23 protein-coding genes and 1 tRNA gene are annotated in these 21,561 nt (G+C 40.7%); 12 read left to right on the forward strand and 12 right to left on the reverse strand.

Going from position 1 to position 21,561, the window contains the following annotated elements; translation table 11 throughout:
- The first annotated feature begins 22 nt into the window (after positions 1-22).
- Complete coding sequence (locus PHE37_RS04940; RefSeq protein ID WP_299995361.1) at positions 23-646, forward strand: hypothetical protein; 624 nt, start codon at positions 23-25, stop codon at positions 644-646.
- On the opposite strand, the gene PHE37_RS04945 is transcribed toward PHE37_RS04940, so the two are convergent.
- The 6 genes from PHE37_RS04945 to PHE37_RS04970 all read right to left on the reverse strand — a co-directional run bounded on the left by PHE37_RS04945 (position 634) and on the right by PHE37_RS04970 (position 10,144).
- The gene (locus tag PHE37_RS04945) at positions 634-1,380 is read right to left on the reverse strand and encodes a ParA family protein (protein WP_299995360.1); all 747 of its coding nucleotides are present in this window, start codon (positions 1,378-1,380) and stop codon (positions 634-636) included. The two genes, PHE37_RS04940 and PHE37_RS04945, sit on opposite strands and share 13 nt — an antisense overlap.
- Positions 1,377-4,472 (reverse strand): cellulose synthase subunit BcsC-related outer membrane protein, encoded by a 3,096-nt coding sequence (locus PHE37_RS04950; RefSeq protein WP_300008264.1) that lies wholly within the window; start codon positions 4,470-4,472, stop codon positions 1,377-1,379. The genes PHE37_RS04945 and PHE37_RS04950 overlap by 4 nt, the downstream gene beginning before the upstream one ends.
- Positions 4,396-5,415, reverse strand: coding sequence for a glycosyl hydrolase family 8 (locus tag PHE37_RS04955; protein ID WP_299996228.1), 1,020 nt, complete (start codon positions 5,413-5,415; stop codon positions 4,396-4,398). The genes PHE37_RS04950 and PHE37_RS04955 overlap by 77 nt, the downstream gene beginning before the upstream one ends.
- On the reverse strand, positions 5,408-7,639 hold the full coding sequence (locus PHE37_RS04960) for a cellulose biosynthesis cyclic di-GMP-binding regulatory protein BcsB (RefSeq protein WP_299996231.1): 2,232 nt from the start codon (positions 7,637-7,639) through the stop codon (positions 5,408-5,410). Before PHE37_RS04960 ends, PHE37_RS04955 begins: the two co-directional genes overlap by 8 nt.
- A complete protein-coding gene (gene bcsA / locus PHE37_RS04965; protein ID WP_299996233.1) occupies positions 7,639-9,837 on the reverse strand; it encodes a UDP-forming cellulose synthase catalytic subunit in 2,199 nt (732 codons plus the stop codon). The genes PHE37_RS04960 and bcsA overlap by 1 nt, the downstream gene beginning before the upstream one ends.
- Positions 9,838-9,904: 67 nt before the next feature.
- A complete protein-coding gene (locus PHE37_RS04970; protein ID WP_299996237.1) occupies positions 9,905-10,144 on the reverse strand; it encodes a hypothetical protein in 240 nt (79 codons plus the stop codon).
- Positions 10,145-10,526: 382 nt separating this feature from the next.
- Here PHE37_RS04970 and PHE37_RS04975 point away from each other — a divergent pair, with 382 nt between their 5' ends.
- The 6 genes from PHE37_RS04975 to PHE37_RS05000 all read left to right on the forward strand — a co-directional run bounded on the left by PHE37_RS04975 (position 10,527) and on the right by PHE37_RS05000 (position 14,963).
- Positions 10,527-10,721, forward strand: a complete 195-nt coding sequence (locus PHE37_RS04975; RefSeq protein ID WP_299996254.1) for a phospholipase A — start codon at positions 10,527-10,529, stop codon at positions 10,719-10,721.
- A gap of 173 nt (positions 10,722-10,894) precedes the next feature.
- Entirely contained in the window at positions 10,895-11,281 is a 387-nt protein-coding gene (locus tag PHE37_RS04980; RefSeq protein ID WP_299996240.1) for a PA2779 family protein, read from the forward strand.
- A 4-nt stretch (positions 11,282-11,285) separates the two neighbouring features.
- Positions 11,286-12,245, forward strand: a complete 960-nt coding sequence (locus PHE37_RS04985; protein ID WP_299996242.1) for a PA2778 family cysteine peptidase — start codon at positions 11,286-11,288, stop codon at positions 12,243-12,245.
- Between the two features lie 51 nt (positions 12,246-12,296).
- Positions 12,297-12,731, forward strand: coding sequence for a bacteriohemerythrin (locus tag PHE37_RS04990; protein WP_299996243.1), 435 nt, complete (start codon positions 12,297-12,299; stop codon positions 12,729-12,731).
- Positions 12,732-12,883: 152 nt separating this feature from the next.
- Positions 12,884-13,978 (forward strand): methyl-accepting chemotaxis protein, encoded by a 1,095-nt coding sequence (locus PHE37_RS04995; protein ID WP_299996246.1) that lies wholly within the window; start codon positions 12,884-12,886, stop codon positions 13,976-13,978.
- A 142-nt stretch (positions 13,979-14,120) separates the two neighbouring features.
- Positions 14,121-14,963: a peptidylprolyl isomerase gene (locus PHE37_RS05000; protein ID WP_299996249.1), complete on the forward strand. Its 843-nt coding sequence runs from the start codon at positions 14,121-14,123 to the stop codon at positions 14,961-14,963.
- Between the two features lie 3 nt (positions 14,964-14,966).
- Here PHE37_RS05000 and PHE37_RS05005 read toward each other — a convergent pair whose 3' ends face one another.
- From PHE37_RS05005 to PHE37_RS05015, 3 genes are read right to left on the reverse strand one after another with little or no spacing between them, the layout of a single operon-like run.
- Positions 14,967-15,377 (reverse strand): rhodanese-like domain-containing protein, encoded by a 411-nt coding sequence (locus PHE37_RS05005; RefSeq protein ID WP_299996251.1) that lies wholly within the window; start codon positions 15,375-15,377, stop codon positions 14,967-14,969.
- A gap of 18 nt (positions 15,378-15,395) precedes the next feature.
- A complete protein-coding gene (locus tag PHE37_RS05010) occupies positions 15,396-15,524 on the reverse strand; it encodes a hypothetical protein (protein ID WP_299996253.1) in 129 nt (42 codons plus the stop codon).
- A gap of 52 nt (positions 15,525-15,576) precedes the next feature.
- The gene (locus PHE37_RS05015) at positions 15,577-16,335 is read right to left on the reverse strand and encodes a DnaJ domain-containing protein (protein ID WP_300008266.1); all 759 of its coding nucleotides are present in this window, start codon (positions 16,333-16,335) and stop codon (positions 15,577-15,579) included.
- A gap of 125 nt (positions 16,336-16,460) precedes the next feature.
- On the opposite strand from PHE37_RS05015, the gene PHE37_RS05020 reads away from it, so the two are divergent.
- From PHE37_RS05020 to PHE37_RS05030, 3 genes are read left to right on the forward strand one after another with little or no spacing between them, the layout of a single operon-like run.
- Positions 16,461-17,285: an aldo/keto reductase gene (locus PHE37_RS05020; RefSeq protein ID WP_299995980.1), complete on the forward strand. Its 825-nt coding sequence runs from the start codon at positions 16,461-16,463 to the stop codon at positions 17,283-17,285.
- Positions 17,286-17,322: 37 nt separating this feature from the next.
- Positions 17,323-17,724, forward strand: coding sequence for a hypothetical protein (locus PHE37_RS05025; protein WP_299995982.1), 402 nt, complete (start codon positions 17,323-17,325; stop codon positions 17,722-17,724).
- Positions 17,725-17,775: 51 nt separating this feature from the next.
- Positions 17,776-18,489, forward strand: a complete 714-nt coding sequence (locus tag PHE37_RS05030; RefSeq protein ID WP_299995983.1) for a DUF3108 domain-containing protein — start codon at positions 17,776-17,778, stop codon at positions 18,487-18,489.
- Here PHE37_RS05030 and PHE37_RS05035 read toward each other — a convergent pair.
- Together PHE37_RS05035 and PHE37_RS05040 are read right to left on the reverse strand one after the other, a co-directional pair.
- A complete protein-coding gene (locus tag PHE37_RS05035; protein WP_299995984.1) occupies positions 18,486-19,058 on the reverse strand; it encodes an NUDIX hydrolase in 573 nt (190 codons plus the stop codon). The genes PHE37_RS05030 and PHE37_RS05035 overlap by 4 nt on opposite strands.
- A complete protein-coding gene (locus tag PHE37_RS05040) occupies positions 19,055-20,326 on the reverse strand; it encodes a hypothetical protein (protein WP_299995986.1) in 1,272 nt (423 codons plus the stop codon). The genes PHE37_RS05035 and PHE37_RS05040 overlap by 4 nt, the downstream gene beginning before the upstream one ends.
- A 147-nt stretch (positions 20,327-20,473) precedes the next feature.
- On the opposite strand from PHE37_RS05040, the gene PHE37_RS05045 reads away from it, so the two are divergent.
- Both PHE37_RS05045 and PHE37_RS05050 read left to right on the forward strand, forming a co-directional pair.
- Positions 20,474-20,932, forward strand: coding sequence for a DsrE family protein (locus PHE37_RS05045; RefSeq protein ID WP_299995988.1), 459 nt, complete (start codon positions 20,474-20,476; stop codon positions 20,930-20,932).
- A 44-nt stretch (positions 20,933-20,976) separates the two neighbouring features.
- A tRNA-Gly gene (locus PHE37_RS05050) sits at positions 20,977-21,053 on the forward strand.
- Positions 21,054-21,086: 33 nt separating this feature from the next.
- On the opposite strand, the gene PHE37_RS05055 is transcribed toward PHE37_RS05050, so the two are convergent.
- Positions 21,087-21,545 carry a hypothetical protein gene (locus PHE37_RS05055; protein WP_299995990.1) on the reverse strand — a complete coding sequence of 153 codons (459 nt, stop codon included), beginning with the start codon at positions 21,543-21,545 and terminating at the stop codon, positions 21,087-21,089.
- Between the last annotated feature and the right edge of the window lie 16 nt (positions 21,546-21,561).

A 21,561-nucleotide genomic window follows, 5' to 3' on the forward strand; every position in this document is an offset into this window, starting at 1 on the left:
ATAACGTTAAAAGGAAAATTTGATGAAACTGTTTAAACGGGAAAAAGAAAATACGGCATTTCAGTCGGAAATAAAAGGGGCAGGTATGGCAATGAACAATCCCTTTCAATCAAAAGTATCTCAGACATTTCCTCCACCCTTTCAAGCAGCGAAAACTACTGCAGTACATGCCGTGTTTCCAAAATCAATCGAAAAAAGTCGAGAGACATCCCTTTGGAATGAAAATAATGCCTATTTACTGATGACTTTGTTAAAAGAACTAGCAAAAGTGGGAGATAAAAACAATTTTACTACCATTTTAAATCTGTGGAGTATAACATTGGTCCAGGATGTACTGGATGAGTGTTACACGATAGAAGAAGAGGAACATTTCGAATTGTTAGTTCAATTGCTCAACCAATTGATGATGCTTCGCCATCTTGGATGTTTTCAGTGTATGGTAGATGAGGCAGCGCGGATCATTCGTATCGATTATTTCAGCACGCGGATTGATCAGGCATGTTTAGATCAGTTTGGTGAAATTTATACAACGGCATTTATCGGAAACTTTTTTGAACGGTTGATGAGTGCGATAGTGGAAGTCGATTGTAAACTCCATTCGATCGAAGGGTCTACGGAAACGTGGACATATATTTACAAAGCTTGAGCGGTTTCCGGAAGTAATTTTTTAAGCATTTGGATCAGGCTTTGAGTGAGAGGGGAAAGGGGATTGATCTGATCCAGAGACTGCATCTGAGCAGATGATTCTTTTACGTTAGAATCGAACGGAAGCGCAAAAAGATACATAGAGTCAAATAAATAGCGGTATACCGTTTCAAAATTGACGCTAATTTCATCTGCCCAAACTTTGTTTGTGATAAAACGTATGGCTTTTTCTGGGTGTTTATGTATGAGTTTGGCAAGGACTTTTTGCATAAGTTCTAGTGTTGCATATGAAGTTGCATCTGCTTCCAGAACTGCAAGAATCACATTGGAAAACTGCATAGCAAGATCGGCCATCGGGCTAAAGCCAGGGGGTGTGTCGAAAATGATGTAGTCAAAATACTCTTTAAGCAACTCTAAGTATTCAAGAATCTCTTGTTCATGATTGAACATCCAGAGAAGATAATCGTTGGTTTCCTCCATTGCGGCATTACCGCTGGGCATGACATAAATTCCAAGTGAGGTGGAATGAACCAGTTCCTCAATTGGCATCGTAAAGATTTCGGATAGCCCGTTAAAGTTTCCGTTTCCGGTCATGCCAGAGATGCTGTTTTGCGGATCGGTATCGATCAATAAAACTTTATTACCTGCTTTGTGTAACAGTGAGGCAATATTGATGGCTAATGTGGTTTTCCCTACCCCTCCCTTTGAAGAATAAATCGTAAGACTTTGTTTCATAAAAAATTATCCCATGCGTAAGTATTCCGTATCAATTCATTCGGATGTAGTGGCGCTAAATCGTCAAAATAGTAAATTAATGTAGCTCCTGTAGAGAAGAAACGGTACTGTGGGGCATCAGACCAACCTAAAAAGCCAAGCAAATGGAGATGCGAATCTATTTTGTATCCAAGATAGCCTTTGAAATTGGCTGAAAATCCGCTGGTAGAAGAGCTGCTATACTGTGCAGAAGAGTTTGCGAGGGGAAAGATGGGTTCAGAAGATTCTTGAAAGGATGAGAATCCAATATTCCCTTTGAGTCTCAGATAGGTTTGAGTATCGAGATTGCCAGTGTAATCGCCATAAAGGGAAAGAAGTTGATAGGAAGTAGGACTGAAATAGCCGCCGTGACCGAATGTGAAGTGATTGGTAGAATGGCGATAACGGTCATATACGAATAAAGGTCCTGTCAACAATTCATGTGAAGGAGTATCGATGAGTTTTGTACCGGTAAATAAGACCATCTTGGATTCAGAATTTTCGATCGTATTGATTCCACTAATATGTGGGTAGTAACCGATGCTTAGCGATTTAATCCAGTCGTCCGATGAAGAGATAGAAGCCTCTATACCTGACCGTGTAATCCTTCCCCATGCCTGACCGCTATTGGGATCTTTTTGTCCGGTGTATGAGAGGAGTGTTTCGGTCACCGGTTGGCGGAGAAATTGTATAGAATAATGCCATGAATTCCGATCGATCAAGCTTCTAAGATATCCAGTTGGTGTACTGGCAATTGATGAGTTAATCGGTGTTGTAGCAATTTTCCCTTCCCATAAAGAGGTATCGACGCGCTTGGTATATTTGATGAAAGGTTCAAATCCGTTCAAGGCCTCGATGTTGTGATTTCCAGTATTTGTTCCGTATCCAAGGAAGGAACGGTCTGAATCAGATAGCTTTCCAGTTTGAAGATGAATTATGTTGATGCCTGTATGTAAGGTATCATCAAAAGAGGGAGTCAGGGTCGCTTCCAGTGGTATAACTGTTTTAGTTAGACGGTCTATCCCTCGTTTTCCAGATCGGTTTTCAAAAAAAAAACCACCACTTGCAGAGGATTGCTTTTTGGACAGGATTTGCTGTTTCAGATCGTTGATTGTATCACTTTGTTTCTGCTGATTTGAAACTGACGGGGAATTTCTCAATAAAAATGACTTTTCTTGTTCATTTGATCGATCTTTCTCAGAATATATCGGAAGATTTTCGGGTTGCTGCAGCGAGGTTGGTAAAAATGGGTTATAGATACCGTTTAGATCATTCGTTTCGGAAGGTTTGGAAGTCTCTTCGGGTAAGCTCTTCTCTTGGTGTGGCATAAGGTCAGGTCTGTTATTGCGGTAGTCTTCAACTAGTTTGATTGTATCAAGTGCTTCTTGGGAGTATCCCATATTTTTGTATAACTCGGCAATTTTTTTTAAAAGCTCAACGTCGGTTGTTTTGGAAGCCTTAAAAAGATAGCCGTAGCTTTTTTTGGTATTTTTAGCATTATAGGCACTTACTGCTGACGCATAATAGAGTCGATTTGAAGGGTTAGAAGCGAGCAACTGTTCGAATATCAACAATGCATCGGCAGGACGCTTTTGATTCAGTAGGCTCCATGCAAGATTTTCTTTAAGAGTAGGATCGTTAGGGGCGAGCAATAAACCACTTCGTGCAGTGCGCTCGGCTGCATCAAAATGTTTTAAACTGAGTTGTTGAGACGAAAGTTTGTGATAATAAACAAGATATAGATTTTTGAGTTCACTGAGCTCTTCAGAAGAAAAAGTTTTGTCTTTTAACGTATTGAAGTAGGTTTCAGTTTGTGTAAAACGTTCCAAATTTAAAAGAGCATACAGTAAAGCGATCAAATCATCTGTTCGTCCGCTTTTCTGATAAACGACAGTCCGATAGCGGATTGCATTGCTGCTTTTGAGATGTTCTGATATAAGGGCCAACTCACGCAGCACTTCGAGATTCTCTGGATCTTTTTTAAACAAATCTTCTGTCAATTGCTGGGCTTTTGTATAATTATTTGTTTGAATTAGAGAACCGATTTGGGCCATTTTATAGTTGTACGTAAGTGCAGCATCCCATTTTTTTCTATCGATTTGTTCATAAGTTGTAAGAGCAGACTGATAGTTGCAAAGAGCATAGTATGTTTGTGCAAGGCCGTAGAGGGCATAAAAATTGTCGGGTGCAAATGTCAAAACTGACTCATAATACTCTTTTGCTTTTGAAAATTCTCCTTGGCGGCTATAGACTTCGCCAAGACGAAGTAGAATGTCAATGTTTGAAGGAGTTTGCAGGTAAAGTTCTTGAAGAGCGTTTTCTGCTTCTGTGAGTGAATTTTGTGTAATGAGCTGTTTGATCGTGGTCATTTTTACTATAAAGGTGTTTTCGTTGTTGTTTTGGGCCTTTGTCGATCCGAGGTGTTCGAGTGCTTGAGTATAGAGTGCATATATTTTAGGATCGTTATGAATTGCGGCTGCTCGAGCTAAGGTTTTGCGAACTTTGTCCCATTGCTGCTGATGTGCATACACAAGGGCATTTCCGTAGAGTGCAAGGGTATTTTTCGGTTGACGTTTCAAAATGGTATTGAACTGTGCAAATGCGTCATTCCACCGGTCTTCATCGATGGCTTTGTAACCTTCTGCAATGATTTGACTATCGTTTTGCTTTTTAGATATCACAGAGCGTTTTTTGATTTTTTTTCTCATTCCTGTGTTTTTTTTGACCTCTTTCTCTGATACGTTTGAATAGGGTGCAAAAGTTGAAATAGCAGACTTTGTAGGGGAAAGAGAAACCGAAGGGGTCTGATTTTTATCCATAGGCTCAGAAAATTTTTGTGTATGAGAAACACTATTTGTTATAGTACGAATTCGACTTAATGCGGTTTCATTTTTTGGGGAAAGGATCAATATATGACGGTATATTTGAATTGCTTCGTCGTATTTTTGGAGAGATTCATATCGTTTCGCCAATCCAACAAGCTCCTCCACGTCGGGATTACTCGCATTCAGCATCACTGCCGAGGAGAGCAAACATAGCCATACTGTCGCCAAAATAGGTGCTGTTTTTTTCATCCATCCCTTTCTTTTCTGTGATACATGATACTTTATAAATTATACCGAAAAATTTCAATGAATTTTCCATGGCTCCAGAAGTATCAGATTGAAGAGACATAGAATTGTGTTCAAGATCGATCCAAACAGGTGCAAACGGGAATGATGCTAGGGTTTTGTAGCCATTGAGTTGTTGCTGTATCGTTGCATTGGGATGGAGCCTGTCCCACAATGACCAAAAAAGAGGGATGCGTAGAGCATCATAGCTAAAATAGGGTTTTTTGGTATCAAGAAAAAATTTGTTATCCTTGAAAGCTATCCAGTCGGGATGAAGTTGTAGTTGTCCGAATCGTTGAGCGAGTATGAGTTTAGACTCGGTGATCATCCGTTTCCATAAGATTGCATCGTCTACCCGTGCGAAAGTATCGAAAATAAAAGGAATATAGTAGGAAGGGTTGAGTAGAAAAGTGTTGTCATGGACAAAACCATATTTGCCCGGTAGCAACAAAAGCCGATCACCTGAAGAGAGGATGAGATGGCGTTTGATGGCCTCAAGATGCGTGATGGCTTTCTCCAATTGATCGGGATGTTTGAACACTTTTGACGCTTTGATACGTGCATAAGCTATCCATAAGTCACCATCGGTCGCATTGTTTGAGTCAAGAATTTTCCATTCATGCGTGTTTGATTTACCCCATTTCCATGGGTACAGCCCTTCGGAATTGCGCGGAAGGTTATTTTCAAGCCAGTGTTCAACACTCAGGTAGGTTGTTTCATCATTCATAGCTACGGCAAAAAATAGGGTATAGCCAATTGCTTCTGAATGGGTGATAGCTTCATTTTCACGATCGATGACCCGACCATCTTTTTGGAGATAGCGTTCTTTAAAGAGTTCCCATGTGATCGCGTTGAGTGAAGGTGAAAGTATCAATATCGCGATCAGGAGAAAAAAAACTTTAGACATTCGGATGATGAGTCTTTTTGAAATGGTTTAGTAGTCTGCGAATGACATAGACCATGAGGAGTAAAAGAATAACAGTCATTATGCCGAAAAAAAGAGCATTCTCGGTTAGATAAAAACGCATTTGATCGATGAGACTGAGTGATCCGAGGAAATATTTATCTGCAAGTTCGAAAGAGTGTATTGTCTCAAGTGTCGTATTTACAATCAGTGTATCGCTATTCCATCCGATTTCTTGTTCGGGACTTAAAAGCATATCGATCCCTTTTTCAAGTGCGGATGGTGAGTCGTATTGGAATGAAATAACATTGCGCTCTTTGTTATAAGGGGAATGGAATGCTTGGATGAGAAGGTTTTTTTCGATATTGCTTGATTCTTTGAGCGTTTTGTAGTTACGGAAAGGTTTGAGGCGATCCGTATCAAAAAAAGGAAGGTGATCGACAAACCGATAAATGGAAGGGAATGTGGTTTCAAATTCCCCTCCAGATATTTTGACTTGCGATACTTCGGACAACTCTTGCGGCGTATGTCTGTAGGAACCGATGAAAATAATCTCTTTATCTTTAACTTCGTCTATCTTGTCTGTGACATTTAGACGATACAATGGGTATTCAATCTCTTTTCCAAGGAAAAATCCAAGTTTCAAAGCGGCTTTGAGATTCGATGAGGAAAAATTGTCCATCACAATGGCACTATTCAAGCCGTCTGGATGGATAGAAAAGGGATAGGCTGCATAGAGAAAATAGCGGATGTAAGGCATTTCCAGCCAATGGGGAGCATCAGGTAGCTCAATGTAAGAAGTATCGAGGATGGTAGTCTGGAGATTTTCGAGATTGTAAAGTTCACAAAACCCTTTTTTGAATGGAATCATTGCTGGTTGTATCGCGAGTTTGTTTTTTCCTCCAGCAATTAGGTAAGCTGGAAAGTTATCTGACTTTTTAAAATTGAAGAACTTAGTGATACTAACCTCTTTAGATAGCTTTTCATCAAATGGTAGCTGAGTGGCAAATTTATTATTGACCAATATGTTTAAAACCGAATCGAATCGGACTTTGGAAGGATATATCCCATTAAGCCCAAGGATGATTTTTTGTTTGTCGTCAAAAAAGAAATCGGGATACATTTTAAAATCAATTTCCATCGGCGATGGGTACATATATTTGAATGTAGTTGTTTTGTGTCCAAGTTCGCGGAGTGTAATCCGTTGTCCAGTCGGCAGATAGTTGGGAGCAGTATACGGTGAAGAAGGTTCTGGAAGTGTTATAGAATTAACCTGAATACCAAAACTTTTATGGAGGGTAAAGTTGTAGGAAGCAAAAGCGTATACTGAATCAAGGAGATCCTGAGAACTATCTGATGTAAGGCATATGATACCATATCCTGGATTGGCTGGATTATTGAAGAAAAGGATTGAGTTACGTTGAATTTTAGCCTGAAACGCAACAGCTTGTTCAGGTGAAAAAGAAGCTTTTAACAGCTGCATGAGTTCTTGTCTTGGAGCAATGACGATGGCGTCACCATCTTTTGGAATTGTAGAGGCGATCTGAACATCGACATCCCGATATTTGAGTTTTTTTCCGATGACACTTGCGGCGATAACTGCTGATGTTACGAGCTTGCTATCTCTTTTTGGAGGTAGTACAAACGTCATTTTTTGGCGGGTGATATTTTTGGAATCGATGAGAAAACGGTCAATCGAACTCAAAGACCATGGAAGTGATCTGGGTAATACGGTCAGTTCGATATAACTTTTACGGGTATCGATTTTGGTCCACAATTCCGGTGCCGTTTCATCTTCGCAGTGATCGATCGTATAATGCTGATAGCTATTGATCGTGATATTATTGAATGGTTCGAACTGGTCAACCGGAAGAGGAGTTTCTAGGGAAGTTGCCTCTCCGCGTTGAGATGCATTAATCCATTTTTGAATGATAGGCTTGTTGTTGATAGAAACTATAAGGGTTGAACGTTCCGGTATGATTGCCAATGAGGGCATGTAGTGAAGTTTGAGATTGGCAGACAACAGAACCCAGCGGGATGCGATAGGAAGATTGAACGTATATTGGGCACGTGCACTTTGCAGTGTTGCCTGATTGACATTTTGTGCTTCATAGTTCAACGGAATTCGCAGAGTTTGTGTTCCATCGTTATTCGATTGAAGTATGATATCGCTTATGGCGAAGAGTTGGCTCATCAGTAAAAATAAAATCAAGATAAAGAAACGCATTAGACTCCTTTTGTCCGAAGAAACGGGATAAATGAATAAATTTTTTGCATGAGTTGTATCCTTGTATGATTAAAAATAACCATAAGTTTTAGCTCATGGCGTATACGGCGAAGCAATGAGAGAAACGCTCCGGCTGGAGTTGGATGGACTTCGAGTTTTTCATATTCGATCCACTTTGTATTTTGTCCAAAAATAATTCCCAATAATACACGTCGCAGGTTGAAATCGCTTTCTGCTTTGTTAAATCGGAAAATTGCGCTATTTTTGAAAGTGTGCAGGTATTTGCCCTGAATGAATACATTGCGACCATTTTCTTCTTGGATCAGCAGTGAACAGTGGCTATCGGTTTTGAGCTTTTCAATAACTACACGGAGCACCTGGTCTTCAAATGTGATGGCAATTCCCCCCATCGAAATATCCGAAATTATGCCGTAAAATGTTTCGAAGCCAATATTTAGAATAACGGTTTCATTCGATGGGATACGTGCGTAACGGCGTAACTGCCGTTTTTCATAAACAATGACAAGTGCTGAGAGGATGAGAAACAGGTTGAATATATTCCATATCATAGTTATGATTGTTACCGAAATGAGTTCTGGATCGGTAATGAGACGATAGATTCCCATCGCAAATCCAAGAAGAATCAACGTAAAGATGATCACAAAAGGGGTATAGAGCTGGCTGATAAAATCCTCTTCAGCATTTTCTCCTTTGGGTGTCACAGCAAATTCTGGTGCGCGTGGATTCATGAAAACGGAAAAAATTGCGGGAAGGGTAAATAGTGAAAGCGCCGTTTCATATACTTCGGAATAAAAATTCCATCTCACTTCTTTATACAAATAATAGGAAGTAAGAATCGAAAGGATCAGATGCGGAATAGGATAGACTAGGATTTCTATCGGTGTCGCGTGATAGATACGAAGTCCGAAAAGAAGATATGCCAACGGTGCAACCAAGTAAACAACACGGGCGTAAGAGAAAAACCAGAAAAAGCTGGCGCTGAAATAACTTAATTTCTGATGCAGTTTGAGAGGCTTGAAAAGAGGGTTGCTGAGTAAAAATATTTGTACCATACCTTGAGACCAGCGAACTCTCTGCAGCACAAGAGCACTGAAGGTTTCAGGTTGTAAGCCGCGGATCATCGGAATGGCGATATAAGCACTTTTGTAGCCCATGGCATGAAGTTTCAAGGCAGTTTCTGCATCTTCGGTAATCGTTTCCCCTGCAATTCCTCCCGCAAGGTCGAGATGACTGCGTCGAAGAAGGGCAGCTGAACCACAAAAAAAGGAACTTTCCCAAAAATCATGACCTTTTTGAATGTGGTAATAAAACATTTCATTTTCGGACGGTGCGTTTCGGAAAATTCCCATATTTTTTTCAATAGGATCGGGGTTGTAAAAAGCGTGAGGTGTTTGTACAAGGAATATTTGGGAATCGTTTAAAAATTCACCAACGGTGTTTTTGAGAAAATTCTGGGTTGGGATATGGTCGCAATCAAGAATTAAGATCAATTCGCCGTCGAGTTGTTGCAATGCGCTGTTGATATTTCCTGCTTTAGCATTGAGATTTTTGGCACGTGTGATGTAAGTAAACTCATTTTTGGTACAAAATTCTTGAAACCGCTTTCTCCTTTCAATGGCAACGGCGCGTTTGTCGGGATCAGAATCGTTGATTTTTTGATCGGATCCCCCATCGTCGAGAATACAGACTCGTAGTTTGTGTTGAGGATAGACCATCATGGAAGCTGCTAGCACCGTATCGACGACTATATCGAAATCCTCGTTATAGGTTGGGATGAGGACATCGACCGAAGGGAGTTCGTCAATAGGGACATTTTGGATATCGATCGGTTTACGCTCAAGCAGATGAAGCGAAGTGAATATCCCAAGGCTTGAAATGATAATACCGTAGAGCTCTGCTATTAAAAGTAAAAGTGTGCCGATATAATCAAGAAATCCAGTATAGAGGATGGTGCCCGTTATTCTCCAGAAAATGTATCGCCAGGAAACGAAGAGGGAAATTAATAAAAGTAACAGACGTATTTTGTCAGCAAAATTAAAAAAAAGTGCAAAAAGATAAAGCGATACTGCCCCATAGGCAACGAATCCTTGAGCGGAATTATTAAAATGGGACGATACAAAAAAAATGAGTGTTGAAAAAAAGAAGATACTAACGACCAAGGGGTGCTTGACAATCAAACTGTCAAGTACTCTTTTGTATTTTTTAAAGGATAATGTTACCCTTGGAAAAAACATTGGTTAAGGGTCATTTTCGGAAGAGTTTTCGAATATCAGAAATACTTGGCGTCTCCGACAAGTCGGCTGCAGAAGTTTCGGAATGCTTTAAACTAGAAAAACCAAATTTTTTCGATCCCCGACCACTATTGGAAAGTGTATTTAATTCTTGAATGTTTTTTTGATAGTGTTCAATAGAATGGGTAATCGGCATTTTTGTTTTGATAGTTGTGATTTCACGCGGTACCATCTGTCCAAATGTAATAGACATTAAAATCCTTTCGTAATATTTATAATTCAATCTTCTTATCGGCAAATTCTAACATATTTTTAGCGATTTAGGGTAATTCTGTATCAAAGTATTAAAACTCCTATACAATTTGAATTTTGTTTATTTTAAATTATAATTAAAGAAAATAAGCTCAATAAATCATCTATATATTTATTGAGAAATATATCTATGCTAAATCATAGTCAAAGATGGAATGTGTATATCTTTCAAATATGCGCTCTATTTACGATTAAGTTTTGGAAAATCGTATTCGCCAGAATATTTATGAGTTCCTAATCGACAAACAAACCTTAAAATATCCTATATTCTTGTTTATATCTGACAGCAAAAAATCATTCTAAATTTTCAAGAGAAATAAGAAATTTCATGCGCGCAGCTTTATAGTTCTAATAGTATTCACACCGCCTATTTTAGCTCCGCGTCTGACACATACCTTATCAGCAACTCTAAAAATAACTTTTTGTACATCAAGGGTTTTAGCGGCTATGGTGAGAGTATAATGGACTATAATCATCCGCAAAATCGTTTAGGAGTCGAGCTGTTAATTTTTAATTAAGTATAGGAAATACTTATTCTAATACAATATTTTATTTAACAAAACTTACATGTTTTTTTCGTATAAAATACCAAGTTATGTTTTATACAAATATAACTATAATAAATACATATAATCTAATGTTAACAATTAAGCAATAAAATGCTGATTGAAAACAAATTAAAGGAAACCAGATGAAAATCTCAAAAGTGATTTTATCGATAGTGCTAAGTGTTACAGTGTTTGCCCAGATTTCATGGGCTCAAATGGCTTCAACAGAGGCAGTTTTAGTCCAGCCTGCTGCAGTTTCGTCACATGAAAAAGTGAGTCAATTTGTGGCGCGTGAAGATGTTGCAAAAACATTTGAATCGATGGGAGTTGATCCTAAAATGGTTGAACAAAGAATTGCGCTGATGAGTGATGAAGAGGTATCTAAAATCTCTTCTCAAATCGATACATTACCGGCCGGCGGTGATTTTGGAGGTATTGTAGGTGCGGTTGTTTTTGTGTTTATCGTTTTATTGATTACCGATATCCTCGGATTTACAAAAGTATTTGGCTTTACTCACTCAGCACGTTAGTCAAATGCTGCATTACTACCGTATACTACTCTACGCACTCGTTGTCACTCTAATGGCAACGGGATGCGTCCCAAAAGAGCCGTTTCCTCCTGAGCAACATTACGCATCATCTTCTATCAATGTCCCTTTTATTCCGCCGCGTTCAGAGCTGTGCGGTTCAACATCGATTGAGATGGTCTCTTCGTATTGGCAATCAGCTGCCTCATTTACCCCTAAACTCTCCATGTCAGAGCTGGATGCGCATACATTGATTCCGGCAAAAGGGGGTACGTTGCAGATAGAGATGATCACATCTGCCCGTGCCAACGGACTGATCGCCTATCCGATGGAGCCGACGTTTGAAGCGATGTTTTCTGAACTCTCGGCACATCATCCCGTGATCGTATTGGTAAACCGCAGTTTTTCATGGCATCCGCTCTGGCATTATGCGCCGGTGATCGGTTATGATGAGCAAAAACGGCAAATCATCGTCCATTTTTCGGATCAGCCGAACGAAGCAGTGCCTCTCGCAACGTTTGCGGCATTGTGGAAACGAAGCGGAAACTGGGGTGTCGTCCTTCTTCCCCCTGGGGAACTCCCAGCATCGGTTTCACCGAAAACAGTGTTGCGATCCATGTATGAATTTGAGAAAACAGGGGATGGCTTGGGAGCGATTAGAGCGTATCAAAGTGCACTGAGCCGTTGGCCTGAAGATACCAATATCCTTTTTGCCTTAGCCAATGCCGAGTATAACGTCTCGAATTTCTCGGAAGCAGAGAAAAATTATCGAAAGCTTTTAGTACTAAAACCGTCGCACGCACTTGCATTGAACAATCTGTCAATGCTTTTATGTCGCAGCGGCAGATCTGATGAAGGATTAAAACTGCTCGATCAGATTGTCAGTGACGATCCTAAAATAAACTCCTTGATTAAATCCTCACGGGAAGAGATTAAAGCAGGGTGTATCGCCTTTCCAGAAAAATAACCGATAAACCGATAGAATACTAGAGCACATCTATTTTACTATGGGATTAATATGGCAACAGGTTTGGAATGGGGTGACCAGTATCTTTTAGGGATCAAAGGGATCGATGAACAGCATCGCTATCTTTTTGAAATAGTGGGACGAATCGCATCGCTGGATGCGGTAACGTCAAGTAAAGAGGAACTTCGTCAAATATTGGGTGAACTGAGCCGCTATATGAGCGAGCATTTTCGGGATGAAGAGGCTTATTTGCAGCAAATCGGATTTCCGGAACTGGAATATCACAAAAAACTCCATCGTGAAATCATTGAGTTTTTCAACGCATCGATAACGAATTCTCCGACGATAGCGATGATCCAAACCAAACTCAAATTCATCATCAAAAAAGCACTGATCGATCATATCATCAACGAAGACATGAAAATCAAACTCTATTGTGCAACGCAACAGGTAGATACCGATGAGTATGTATATGATTTAGGATAGAGTACGATACAATTGTTTAACTCTGTTTAAAAATAACAATAGTAGATAAGGTTTCAAATGTGCTTTGAAACGTTATTTAGAATTTAAATGATAGTTTTGTGATTTTATTGTTTTATAATGTTCATTAACTATACAATTGCGAAGGATGCTTTATGGGGTGGTTTGGCAATGACACAGCTCTGGAAAACGAACTGATTGATGTGAAGAAAGAGAATGAATCTCTAAAAGAAGAGATCCGACGGTTGAATGAAGAACTCCAGACCAAAGAGAGTTTGCTCCAAGTGCAAAATACTGAATTTCAATGCAGCAATGCCTCATCGGTCATGATTTACCAAAATGAACAGCTCAAAAAAAATCTGATTGACGTCCAAGGGAATATGGCACAATCGGTTTCCTCTTCAAAAGAGAATATTTCCAAATCAACGCTGCTGTTGAACAACATTGTTGAATTGGTCGGAAAATCATCCAATATCTCTGTTACGCTGGAGAATCTCAACCATTTGGCAGCCGACTCAATGGAAACCGTGCAGGCTCTCTCAATCAGAGCACAGGATGTAGCAAGCATTTTAGGATTAATCAAAGATATATCGGATCAAACCAATCTGTTGGCACTTAATGCCGCCATCGAAGCGGCCAGAGCGGGTGAACATGGACGAGGCTTTGCCGTTGTTGCGGATGAAGTACGTAAATTGGCCGATCGTACGGATAAAGCGATTAGTGAAATCAACATCTCCTTGCAATCAATGAAACAAGACGTAACGACGATCGGTGAAAAATTTGAGCAGATTCAAGAGAATATTTCGGAATCAAACCAATCTATTCAGAGTTTCAACATGAATATGGAACAAAACGCATCGATGATGAATCAAACGTTTGAGAGCACAGCCCATACGGCGGAGCGGATATTTATGAGTTTGGCAAAACTCGATCATATTGTCTGGAAAGTGAATACCTATCTCTCAGCCGTGTCGAGAAAAGAGCAGTTTGCATTTGTCGATCACCACAATTGCCGTTTAGGAAAATGGTACCATCAGGGTGAAGGTGCCGACTTCTTCAACAAAACACCGAGTTACGGATTGCTTGATACACCCCATTCGGTTGTTCATAACTCAACGCATAAAATTTTTGATTTGATCCAGACGGAAAGTATCGGTTCTGAAGAATTTGTGAGAGTATTTAAAGAGATGGAACATGCCAGCGACGAAGTTTTTTCCATATTGGATCGAATGCTTCAAGAGAAGCAATAGTAGCTATTTAAGGTACAGGTAATCTTACGGAATTAAATAATTATTAAAATAATAGTTATCATAATAACTATTTAAGAATTACTGCCATACAATCTCACATTTAAATCCCATCTAACACGTTGGGAACACTATGGGGATAACAATGAAGCGATATTACAGCGCTTGGATTTTGGGTTTATTGTTGAGTGGAGCGAGTGCATCTGCAGCCGTATTGGCGACCGTCAACGGAGATGAGATTACATCGGATGAAGTGAATAAAGTATTGCTAGAGGGGACACAGGGTCGATTCGATTCTCTCCCGGCGGATAAACAAAACGAATTGCGCCAACGGATCATCGAAGGGATGATAGCTCAGGAGCTGGTATACGACGATGCACAAAAGACAGGAGTACTGGATACCAAAGAGTACAAACAAGAATTAGAGAACCTGGTAAGCCGACTCAAAGTACAACTGGCGGCAAAAGTATGGGAACAACAACAATTCGAATCGATTAAAATCGATGCGAAAGAGGTCAAAGCCTATTTCGACGCAAACCCGGATGAGTTCGTAGATAAAGAGAAAATCCACGCACGCCATATCCTGGTAAAAACAGAAGCAGAAGCCAACGCGATTATCAAAAGTATGAAAGGGCTCAGCGGAGATCGATTGAGAAATGAGTTTATCGCACAGGCGAAATCAAAATCAACCGGACCGAGTGCGGCAAAAGGGGGCGACCTTGGATACTTCCCTCGCGGACAAATGGTACCGTCGTTTAACGATGCCGCATTCGCAATGAAAGAGGGGACGATATCCTCTACTCCGGTTCAAAGCCAATTCGGGTATCACGTTATCTATGTCGAAGAGAGAAAAGCGGCTAAGAAATTCGGGTTTAATTATGTAAAAGGCTTTATCGAACAGCGTTTGAAAATGGATAAATTTAAAGTCATTATGGATAAAAAAATGGCTCATTTGCACGAAAAAGCGAAAATTACTTATTTAAAATAGCGATTAATGGATGACATTCAGCCCTTGGGCTTTCCATTCGGTAATTCCACCCTTGACATTGAGGGGAATGAAACCGTTTTTGGCCAGAATACGGGAAGCGACGACACTTCGGTTTCCGCTATGGCAATAGACAATAATCTTTTTGTCTTTGACGTTTTGCAGTTTTGATAGGTTTTCACCCAATACTTGAACCGGAATAAGCGTAGCTCCCTCGATATGATCCTGTGCGAACTCTTCAGGCGTTCGGACATCCAAAAGAAAGACATTATCATTCTTTTGCAAAAGAGCATTGGCTTCTTTCGGGGAGATGGATTCGAAGTTGGTGAATATCCACCCTTTTGAATAGGCGAAATAGAGGGCAATCGCGATAAATCCGACCCAGTAAACAATGTTGAAAATCTCTTTTTTAGTCATTATAAATTCCATCTTTTTTTATAAGTGCGGGAAAGTTTGATCATCGCATTCATCGGGATCTTTGTCTTCTTTTGATCTGTGATAAACGATCTTTACGACAATGAACATCAGACAAAGGACCCCGAACAAAAGGGTAAAATTATCCATAACACTTCCCTCCATTACTCTATAGAGTATTATAGCATTCTAATGGACGTTCTTAAATGCCTCGTGATTTTTTAATCATCTCATATGCGGCATTGATCTCTTGAACCTTCTCGGTTGCCTCTTTGAGATACTCATCCGATGCCCCTTGCGCTTTGATAATATCGGGATGATATTCACGTACAAGTGAACGGTAGGCTTTTTTAACCGCATCGTTCGTCGCATCCGAACTTAGCCCCAAAAGGGTATAGGCTTGAGATATCGAATTCTCTTTGACACTGTGGCGATGGTAGGAACCGAACTGTTGAAGCATCGCTGAGAGCATGTCCGCACTCAAATACAAATGAATAGCGATGGTATGGAGCATCGCCTCTTCCGTAGTGCTTAAAACCCCGTCGATATAAGAAAGGTTGACGAGAAATTCCATCATCTTTTGGCGTTTATGCGGATCATTGTGCAAAGCGTTATAGAGTGCTTGTGTTACAAGTACCAAATTGTCCGGTACCTGCTTTTCGATATCAAAAATTTGTTTTAGGATATTTTTGGCTGCTTCCGGATCGGGGAAGAGGGTACTGATATCATTAAACATATTGCTGACGAGTTCTGCTTCGAGTTCGTCAACCCGTCCGTCGGCTTTGGCGACTTTGGCGACGAGGGCAACAAAAAGTCCCAATTCACTTTTCGCCAGATGTTCTTTGGTAATAACGAAATGTTGAAACTGCTTTTTCGAATAAACGACCTGATTGCGTGAATAACCTTTGTACACCCAGTAAAAGATGGTGATGACAAAGATGAGGAGAAAGATTTGAGTCATACGGTGTCCTGAGATAAAGTAAAGCGGTAGTGTATCCATAAAACGCTAATGAATTGTAAGCTGGAATGGCGAATGTATACAGTTGGCTATAATGACAGCGATGAGTTACAAACAAGGATAATGGAATGCAAAACACTAAAATGCCTCCCCTGATGTACGGTACGGCATGGAAAAAAGAGCATACGGCGGATCTGGTCGAAATGGCGATTATGAGCGGATTTCGCGGGATCGATACGGCATGTCAGCCCAAACATTACAATGAAGCGGGAGTCGGTGAAGCATTGGAGCGGTTGGCAGCTCAGGGCATAATGCGCGAAGAGCTGTTTTTGCAGACGAAGTTTACGCCTCTCAGCGGTCAAGACCCCGCACGTATCCCATACGATCCGAATGCCCCTTTGGAGATGCAGGTAGCCCAGTCTTTTGAAGCATCAAAGCGAAATTTGCGGACGGAGTATGTGGATTCTCTCGTTTTGCATTCTCCGCTGTTTCCCTATTCGCATCTGCAAAAAGTGTGGGAAGCCATGGAAGAGCTTTGCCGTTGCGGGAGTGCGCTCCGTCTCGGAATCAGCAATTGCTATGATGTGGAACTGCTCAAACGGCTCTATGCTAACGCCGAAATCAAGCCGACGGTAGTCCAAAACCGTTTTTACGCTGAGAGCGGATACGACATCGAACTGCGTGCATGGTGCGAGAATATGAACATTACCTATCAGAGTTTTTGGTCACTGACTGCCAATCCCCATATTTTGGGAAGTAAAACGGTATTCGCATTAGGACGAAAATACGATAAAACCGAAGCTCAGATTTTTTATCGCTATCTTTGCCACAAGGGAATCGTACCTCTGATCGGTTCGACATCGAAACATCATATCGATGAAGATTTGGCCATTTTTACATTTGAACTCGAGGCAAATGAAATCGCGGATATTAGCTCTCTTTTAGAGGCATAGAGCTATAATCCCATCCTAAAAAAATGAGGATGGTTTTATGCTCCAACGTTTGGTTTTAATATCTTTTTTACTCTTTAGCACCGCCAACGCGGCGGAGCTTTCAACCATGGATTCTATCCGTTCCAAAATTCTCACTTCGGCGGTATCGCTTTACTTTAAAGCCCGCGGATACGGCAAAGTTGAAAACGTCACGGTCGATACATCGAAAAAAACACTCTGTTTCAATCTTTTACCCGAGGGAGAGACCCAAAAACTTTCTGTGGTTATCGGATCCTACATGACGCTCACGATCGACAAAGAGGAGTACCTGATCCTGCAAAACGTGCAAACCAATCGCCTCTGGCTTAACCGTATTTTTGCCGATCATATGCAAGAGGGGATTAAAGTTCCTATCGGTGTCGTGTCAAAAGGAGCGGGATCGTTATTGCTCAATATGTAATCTGCAAATCCTTCACGATTACATATTACGCTTGCTTGAAAGGATGACACGATGAAAAAAATAGTATTATTGCTTCTTGTACTGTCACAAATAGCGGGCGCCAAAGTGCTTACGGCCACCTATGAAGTCTCTTTCGGGGTTTTTCAGACGATGGGAATTGCGGACGCACGTTTTGAAACTAATGATGATGATACTTACTCTATCCGAATCGAAGCTCGTACAACTGGTATTGCTAAATTACTAACAAACAATCGTGTTGAAACGTATGAGAGCTATGGACATATCGTTAACGGAGTGCTTATTCCTCAAAAATACATTAAAATCAGACGAACCGATTTGAAAAAAACGATAAAAATTTATACTTTTGATCATCCCAATAAAACAGTGTGGGTAGAAAATATCCAAAGTGATCAGTGGGATAAAGTTAAAAATGAATTTTATGCCTCTGAAGATATTCTTACACTCTTTTTTAATTTCAAAAACTATTTAAAAGTACGTGAAGATAGACCGTTTTATGTAATAGGTGGCAACCGAAAAGATGGACGTATCGATGTGGTTTTCCCTAATCCAAAAGTGTTGAAAGAGATGCAAAAGGAGATAGAGACGGAGGATGGAGATTTTATGAAAGTCGTTCTAAACGACCGAATCTTTAGCAGTGCGAACGGAGAACTCCTCATTAATCTAAGCCGTGACGGACTGTGCAACAAAGCGGTACTTGAAGACGTATTGCTCTTCGGCGATATCGTAGGGGTACGGGTTCGTTAAATCTTCATCCCGAATATTTCGTGCAGGAGTACATCAAGGTCTTCGCGTGTTGCACCGGCAAAGCCGTTTTCGAGGAATCGGTTGATCCCTTTGTTTTCATGGTGGATCAGGGGGACGATTTTTATCCCGGTAATCTCGGACATAAAGTGTGACGTATCTCCCTCTTCATACGCGTGCAGGAGGATTGAGCGGGAAAAGTTGTTCAGGATATGATAGTAAATGTGCAAAAATTCCGCTTCGAGGACTTTGAGGCCGTAGAGATGGGTAACGAGCTTGTTTTCATGGCTGGCGATCGGATGGACTTTATCCGGTTTGACTGTTATACCCACTTCTTCTTTGATCTCCCGCACCAGAGCTTCCAGTAGGCTCTCACCCTCATCCACCGTCCCTCCCGGGAACCCCATCCGTCCGTCCCATCGGTCGATCATGATGAGTGCGGGGCATTTCAGATGCTGCATATCGTCTTTGAAATATCTCCATGGGGAAATCGCATCGACATAGATGGCCAGAAATACGGCATTTTTTTTCTTTGGGTTTGTTTGGCCGAACGGCACTCGCTGTGTTTTCATACGGTTGGATCTTCATTGAGAATATGGGTGAGTCTCTGCGCAAAAACGTGCGGGGAGACATTGGTAGGGAGAAGATAACGGATATGAATTTTTTTGACCTGTTCCATAAAGCTTTCACTTACATTGTCTACGACTAAAACGACATTGCTCTTTTGCATAATTCCATGTGATTTTAACATTTTGATCAATGGTTTCAAACCTGATATCTGTTGATCGATGAAAAGGTAATGGGGTACTTCTTTCATGAGCGATTCGACCATTTTATCATAATTCATTGTTGTTTCCAGATCGATGTATTTGTCGATTGAGGTGATAACCGATTTGAGCCGCATCGCATTTTCGACCTCTGTCGTCAAATAAAGAATTTTACGGCGGTGCAGGTTTTCAAGATAGGGGACAAGTGCGGCCAGTTCCTGCTGCTCTGCGGAAAAATTTTCATGGTTTAGCGATTGCAGATAGTATTTGAGGTATGTTAAGCTTGAGAGCTGACCTTTGACATAGGATTTTTGAAAATGCATTTTAATCGGTTTGGAATCTCTGGCATATTGCCATAACGAAACATCAAAGACATAGGCGGCTTTATTCAATAAATCGGTAATTTTCTGATCAAAAATAATGGCTTGAACCGCGTATTTCTTGGCAAAACTCTCTTCATTTTCAGTGATGATCATGTCAATAAATTGGATAAGTTTGAAATTTTCCTCTTCCTGCGATCTTTTGGCATGGATTTCGTCGACGATAATCCCTTTCGCCTTTTTCATTCTTTCTTGAATAATGAGATAATAGTCAGATGCCTCAGGCGTTTTTTTGATGTGATATTCCAGTTTGGCGATTGCAGCCTCCGCAACCGCTATGTTGGAATTGTGGTGTTCTATAGCGCTTTTATTGGATTCAACTCTCTTCTGAGCGTGTACGAATTCATCGTTACGACTGAGAAAAAGGTCGTAAAATGCTTTTTTGATCTGTTTGGATTTTTGCTTGAAGGCATCGTAAATCTCGCTTAACGACATCAAATCTTTCAGAATATCGGTTACCTGCGCGTTTTTTAGATCCAGATCCAAGTCGACGAGATTGTTATAGGTGGTGAGGAGAAAGCGGCGCAATTTTATAAAATCGATACTGTTCGGTGCATTCTCGTATCGGGTAAACGATTTTAGGGAATGATTGATTGTAGTGAAATAATCAACAATGGCACTTTCGGTACTGAAGAAAAGTTGGGCAGATTCATCGCCCTCTGTTTTATTGTCCGAAACCGACTCTATCCTCATGTCAACAACCAATACATTAATTTGATAGAGAAAAACAAATATATTATGGCATTGTTTTATTTAAAAATAGGAAATGTTTTTTTTACACATTTTTTACACACTTTAGCCATGATACCGTTCACTTATTCTCTCTATAGGAGATTTATCATGCGTTTAGCTCTTTTCATCTTAGTGTTTGCGGCTACGTTTACCTTTGCGGATACAAAAAAATTTATGATCGATCTGAAAACCGGTGATATGGAATCGTTTAGCAATCAGCTGTTGATCGGGGTTCCCGGAACGATCGATTATTTTACCGCTCAGGGAGATACGGTCGACGTGGCAGTCGTTATCCATGGCGAAGCCTATAAGTTTTTCGTCCAAAATCTCGAAAACACCCAGTACGGCGTGGATAAAAAATTGGTTGAAAACCAAGAAGCGATCCATAAACGGCTCGAAGAGATCGAAAAGAAATACCATATCCATTTGGATATCTGCATGTCGGGAATGCACAAAAAAGGGATTTTGAGTGAAGATCTATACCCATTTGTCACACCGATCAAATCGGCGATGGTCGGGTTGGTAAAATGGCAGAATGCAGGGTACGCCTATATCCCTGCCCACTGATAAAAGAACTTTTAAGGGATTTTACTTTATAATTCCCCAGTGATGCGGGAATAGCTCAGTTGGCTAGAGCGTCAGCCTTCCAAGCTGAATGTCGCGAGTTCGAGTCTCGTTTCCCGCTCCACTCTCTTTCTTTTTAAAACAATCCTTTTTTTATTTATACCATCGTTTTTCGTAACACATCGATCGGCATTACAAACATCGCTTTAAACAGCGGCGATACCCGTGTCGTTTTATCATCGATCACTTCCAATGCACTAAAACTAAACCCTTCGCCGTCAGCGGAATTTGTCGGGGTAACCGTAAATGTGAGCGGTTTGAGGGTGCGGATCATGTTGAGGATATTTTTGTGACGTTTGTCTTCTGCGGGAAGGAGGATATTGCCGTCTTTGGTACGTACTTTCGCCGATTCGACCAACAATCTCCAGTTATCGGCATGGAGTGTTTTATTCCACGTCATGACACCATTGGAGTAGTTGATTTGTTTTTTTTCACCGACGATAATCCCCTCTCGGGTGGTTCGGATCGTTTCGGCAAGAGTGAGAAAAAAGTTTTTGCCTCCGACGGAATCGGCACATTCGCGCAAGAGTTCACCCAATGGTTGTTCAGTAGTCATAAAATTATCCTTTTCT

The organism is Sulfuricurvum sp. (assembly GCF_028681615.1).
Classification (GTDB): domain Bacteria; phylum Campylobacterota; class Campylobacteria; order Campylobacterales; family Sulfurimonadaceae; genus Sulfuricurvum.

What these genes read in the sequence shown, in the direction of transcription:
- PHE37_RS04955 (WP_299996228.1), bottom strand. Translation starts at nt 5,415, where the DNA reads ATGTCTAAAGTTTTTTTTCTCCTGATCGCGATATTGATACTTTCACCT.
- PHE37_RS04980 (WP_299996240.1), top strand. Translation starts at nt 10,895, where the DNA reads ATGAAAATCTCAAAAGTGATTTTATCGATAGTGCTAAGTGTTACAGTG.
- PHE37_RS04985 (WP_299996242.1), top strand. Translation starts at nt 11,286, where the DNA reads ATGCTGCATTACTACCGTATACTACTCTACGCACTCGTTGTCACTCTA.
- PHE37_RS05025 (WP_299995982.1), top strand. Translation starts at nt 17,323, where the DNA reads ATGCTCCAACGTTTGGTTTTAATATCTTTTTTACTCTTTAGCACCGCC.
- PHE37_RS04970 (WP_299996237.1), bottom strand. Translation starts at nt 10,144, where the DNA reads ATGTCTATTACATTTGGACAGATGGTACCGCGTGAAATCACAACTATC.
- PHE37_RS04940 (WP_299995361.1), top strand. Translation starts at nt 23, where the DNA reads ATGAAACTGTTTAAACGGGAAAAAGAAAATACGGCATTTCAGTCGGAA.
- PHE37_RS04995 (WP_299996246.1), top strand. Translation starts at nt 12,884, where the DNA reads ATGGGGTGGTTTGGCAATGACACAGCTCTGGAAAACGAACTGATTGAT.
- PHE37_RS05010 (WP_299996253.1), bottom strand. Translation starts at nt 15,524, where the DNA reads ATGGATAATTTTACCCTTTTGTTCGGGGTCCTTTGTCTGATGTTCATT.
- PHE37_RS04960 (WP_299996231.1), bottom strand. Translation starts at nt 7,639, where the DNA reads ATGCGTTTCTTTATCTTGATTTTATTTTTACTGATGAGCCAACTCTTC.
- PHE37_RS04945 (WP_299995360.1), bottom strand. Translation starts at nt 1,380, where the DNA reads ATGAAACAAAGTCTTACGATTTATTCTTCAAAGGGAGGGGTAGGGAAA.
- PHE37_RS05015 (WP_300008266.1), bottom strand. Translation starts at nt 16,335, where the DNA reads ATGACTCAAATCTTTCTCCTCATCTTTGTCATCACCATCTTTTACTGG.
- PHE37_RS04950 (WP_300008264.1), bottom strand. Translation starts at nt 4,472, where the DNA reads ATGAAAAAAACAGCACCTATTTTGGCGACAGTATGGCTATGTTTGCTC.
- PHE37_RS05000 (WP_299996249.1), top strand. Translation starts at nt 14,121, where the DNA reads ATGAAGCGATATTACAGCGCTTGGATTTTGGGTTTATTGTTGAGTGGA.
- PHE37_RS05035 (WP_299995984.1), bottom strand. Translation starts at nt 19,058, where the DNA reads ATGAAAACACAGCGAGTGCCGTTCGGCCAAACAAACCCAAAGAAAAAA.
- PHE37_RS05055 (WP_299995990.1), bottom strand. Translation starts at nt 21,545, where the DNA reads ATGACTACTGAACAACCATTGGGTGAACTCTTGCGCGAATGTGCCGAT.
- PHE37_RS05005 (WP_299996251.1), bottom strand. Translation starts at nt 15,377, where the DNA reads ATGACTAAAAAAGAGATTTTCAACATTGTTTACTGGGTCGGATTTATC.
- PHE37_RS05040 (WP_299995986.1), bottom strand. Translation starts at nt 20,326, where the DNA reads ATGAGGATAGAGTCGGTTTCGGACAATAAAACAGAGGGCGATGAATCT.
- PHE37_RS05030 (WP_299995983.1), top strand. Translation starts at nt 17,776, where the DNA reads ATGAAAAAAATAGTATTATTGCTTCTTGTACTGTCACAAATAGCGGGC.
- PHE37_RS04990 (WP_299996243.1), top strand. Translation starts at nt 12,297, where the DNA reads ATGGCAACAGGTTTGGAATGGGGTGACCAGTATCTTTTAGGGATCAAA.
- PHE37_RS05045 (WP_299995988.1), top strand. Translation starts at nt 20,474, where the DNA reads ATGCGTTTAGCTCTTTTCATCTTAGTGTTTGCGGCTACGTTTACCTTT.
- PHE37_RS05020 (WP_299995980.1), top strand. Translation starts at nt 16,461, where the DNA reads ATGCAAAACACTAAAATGCCTCCCCTGATGTACGGTACGGCATGGAAA.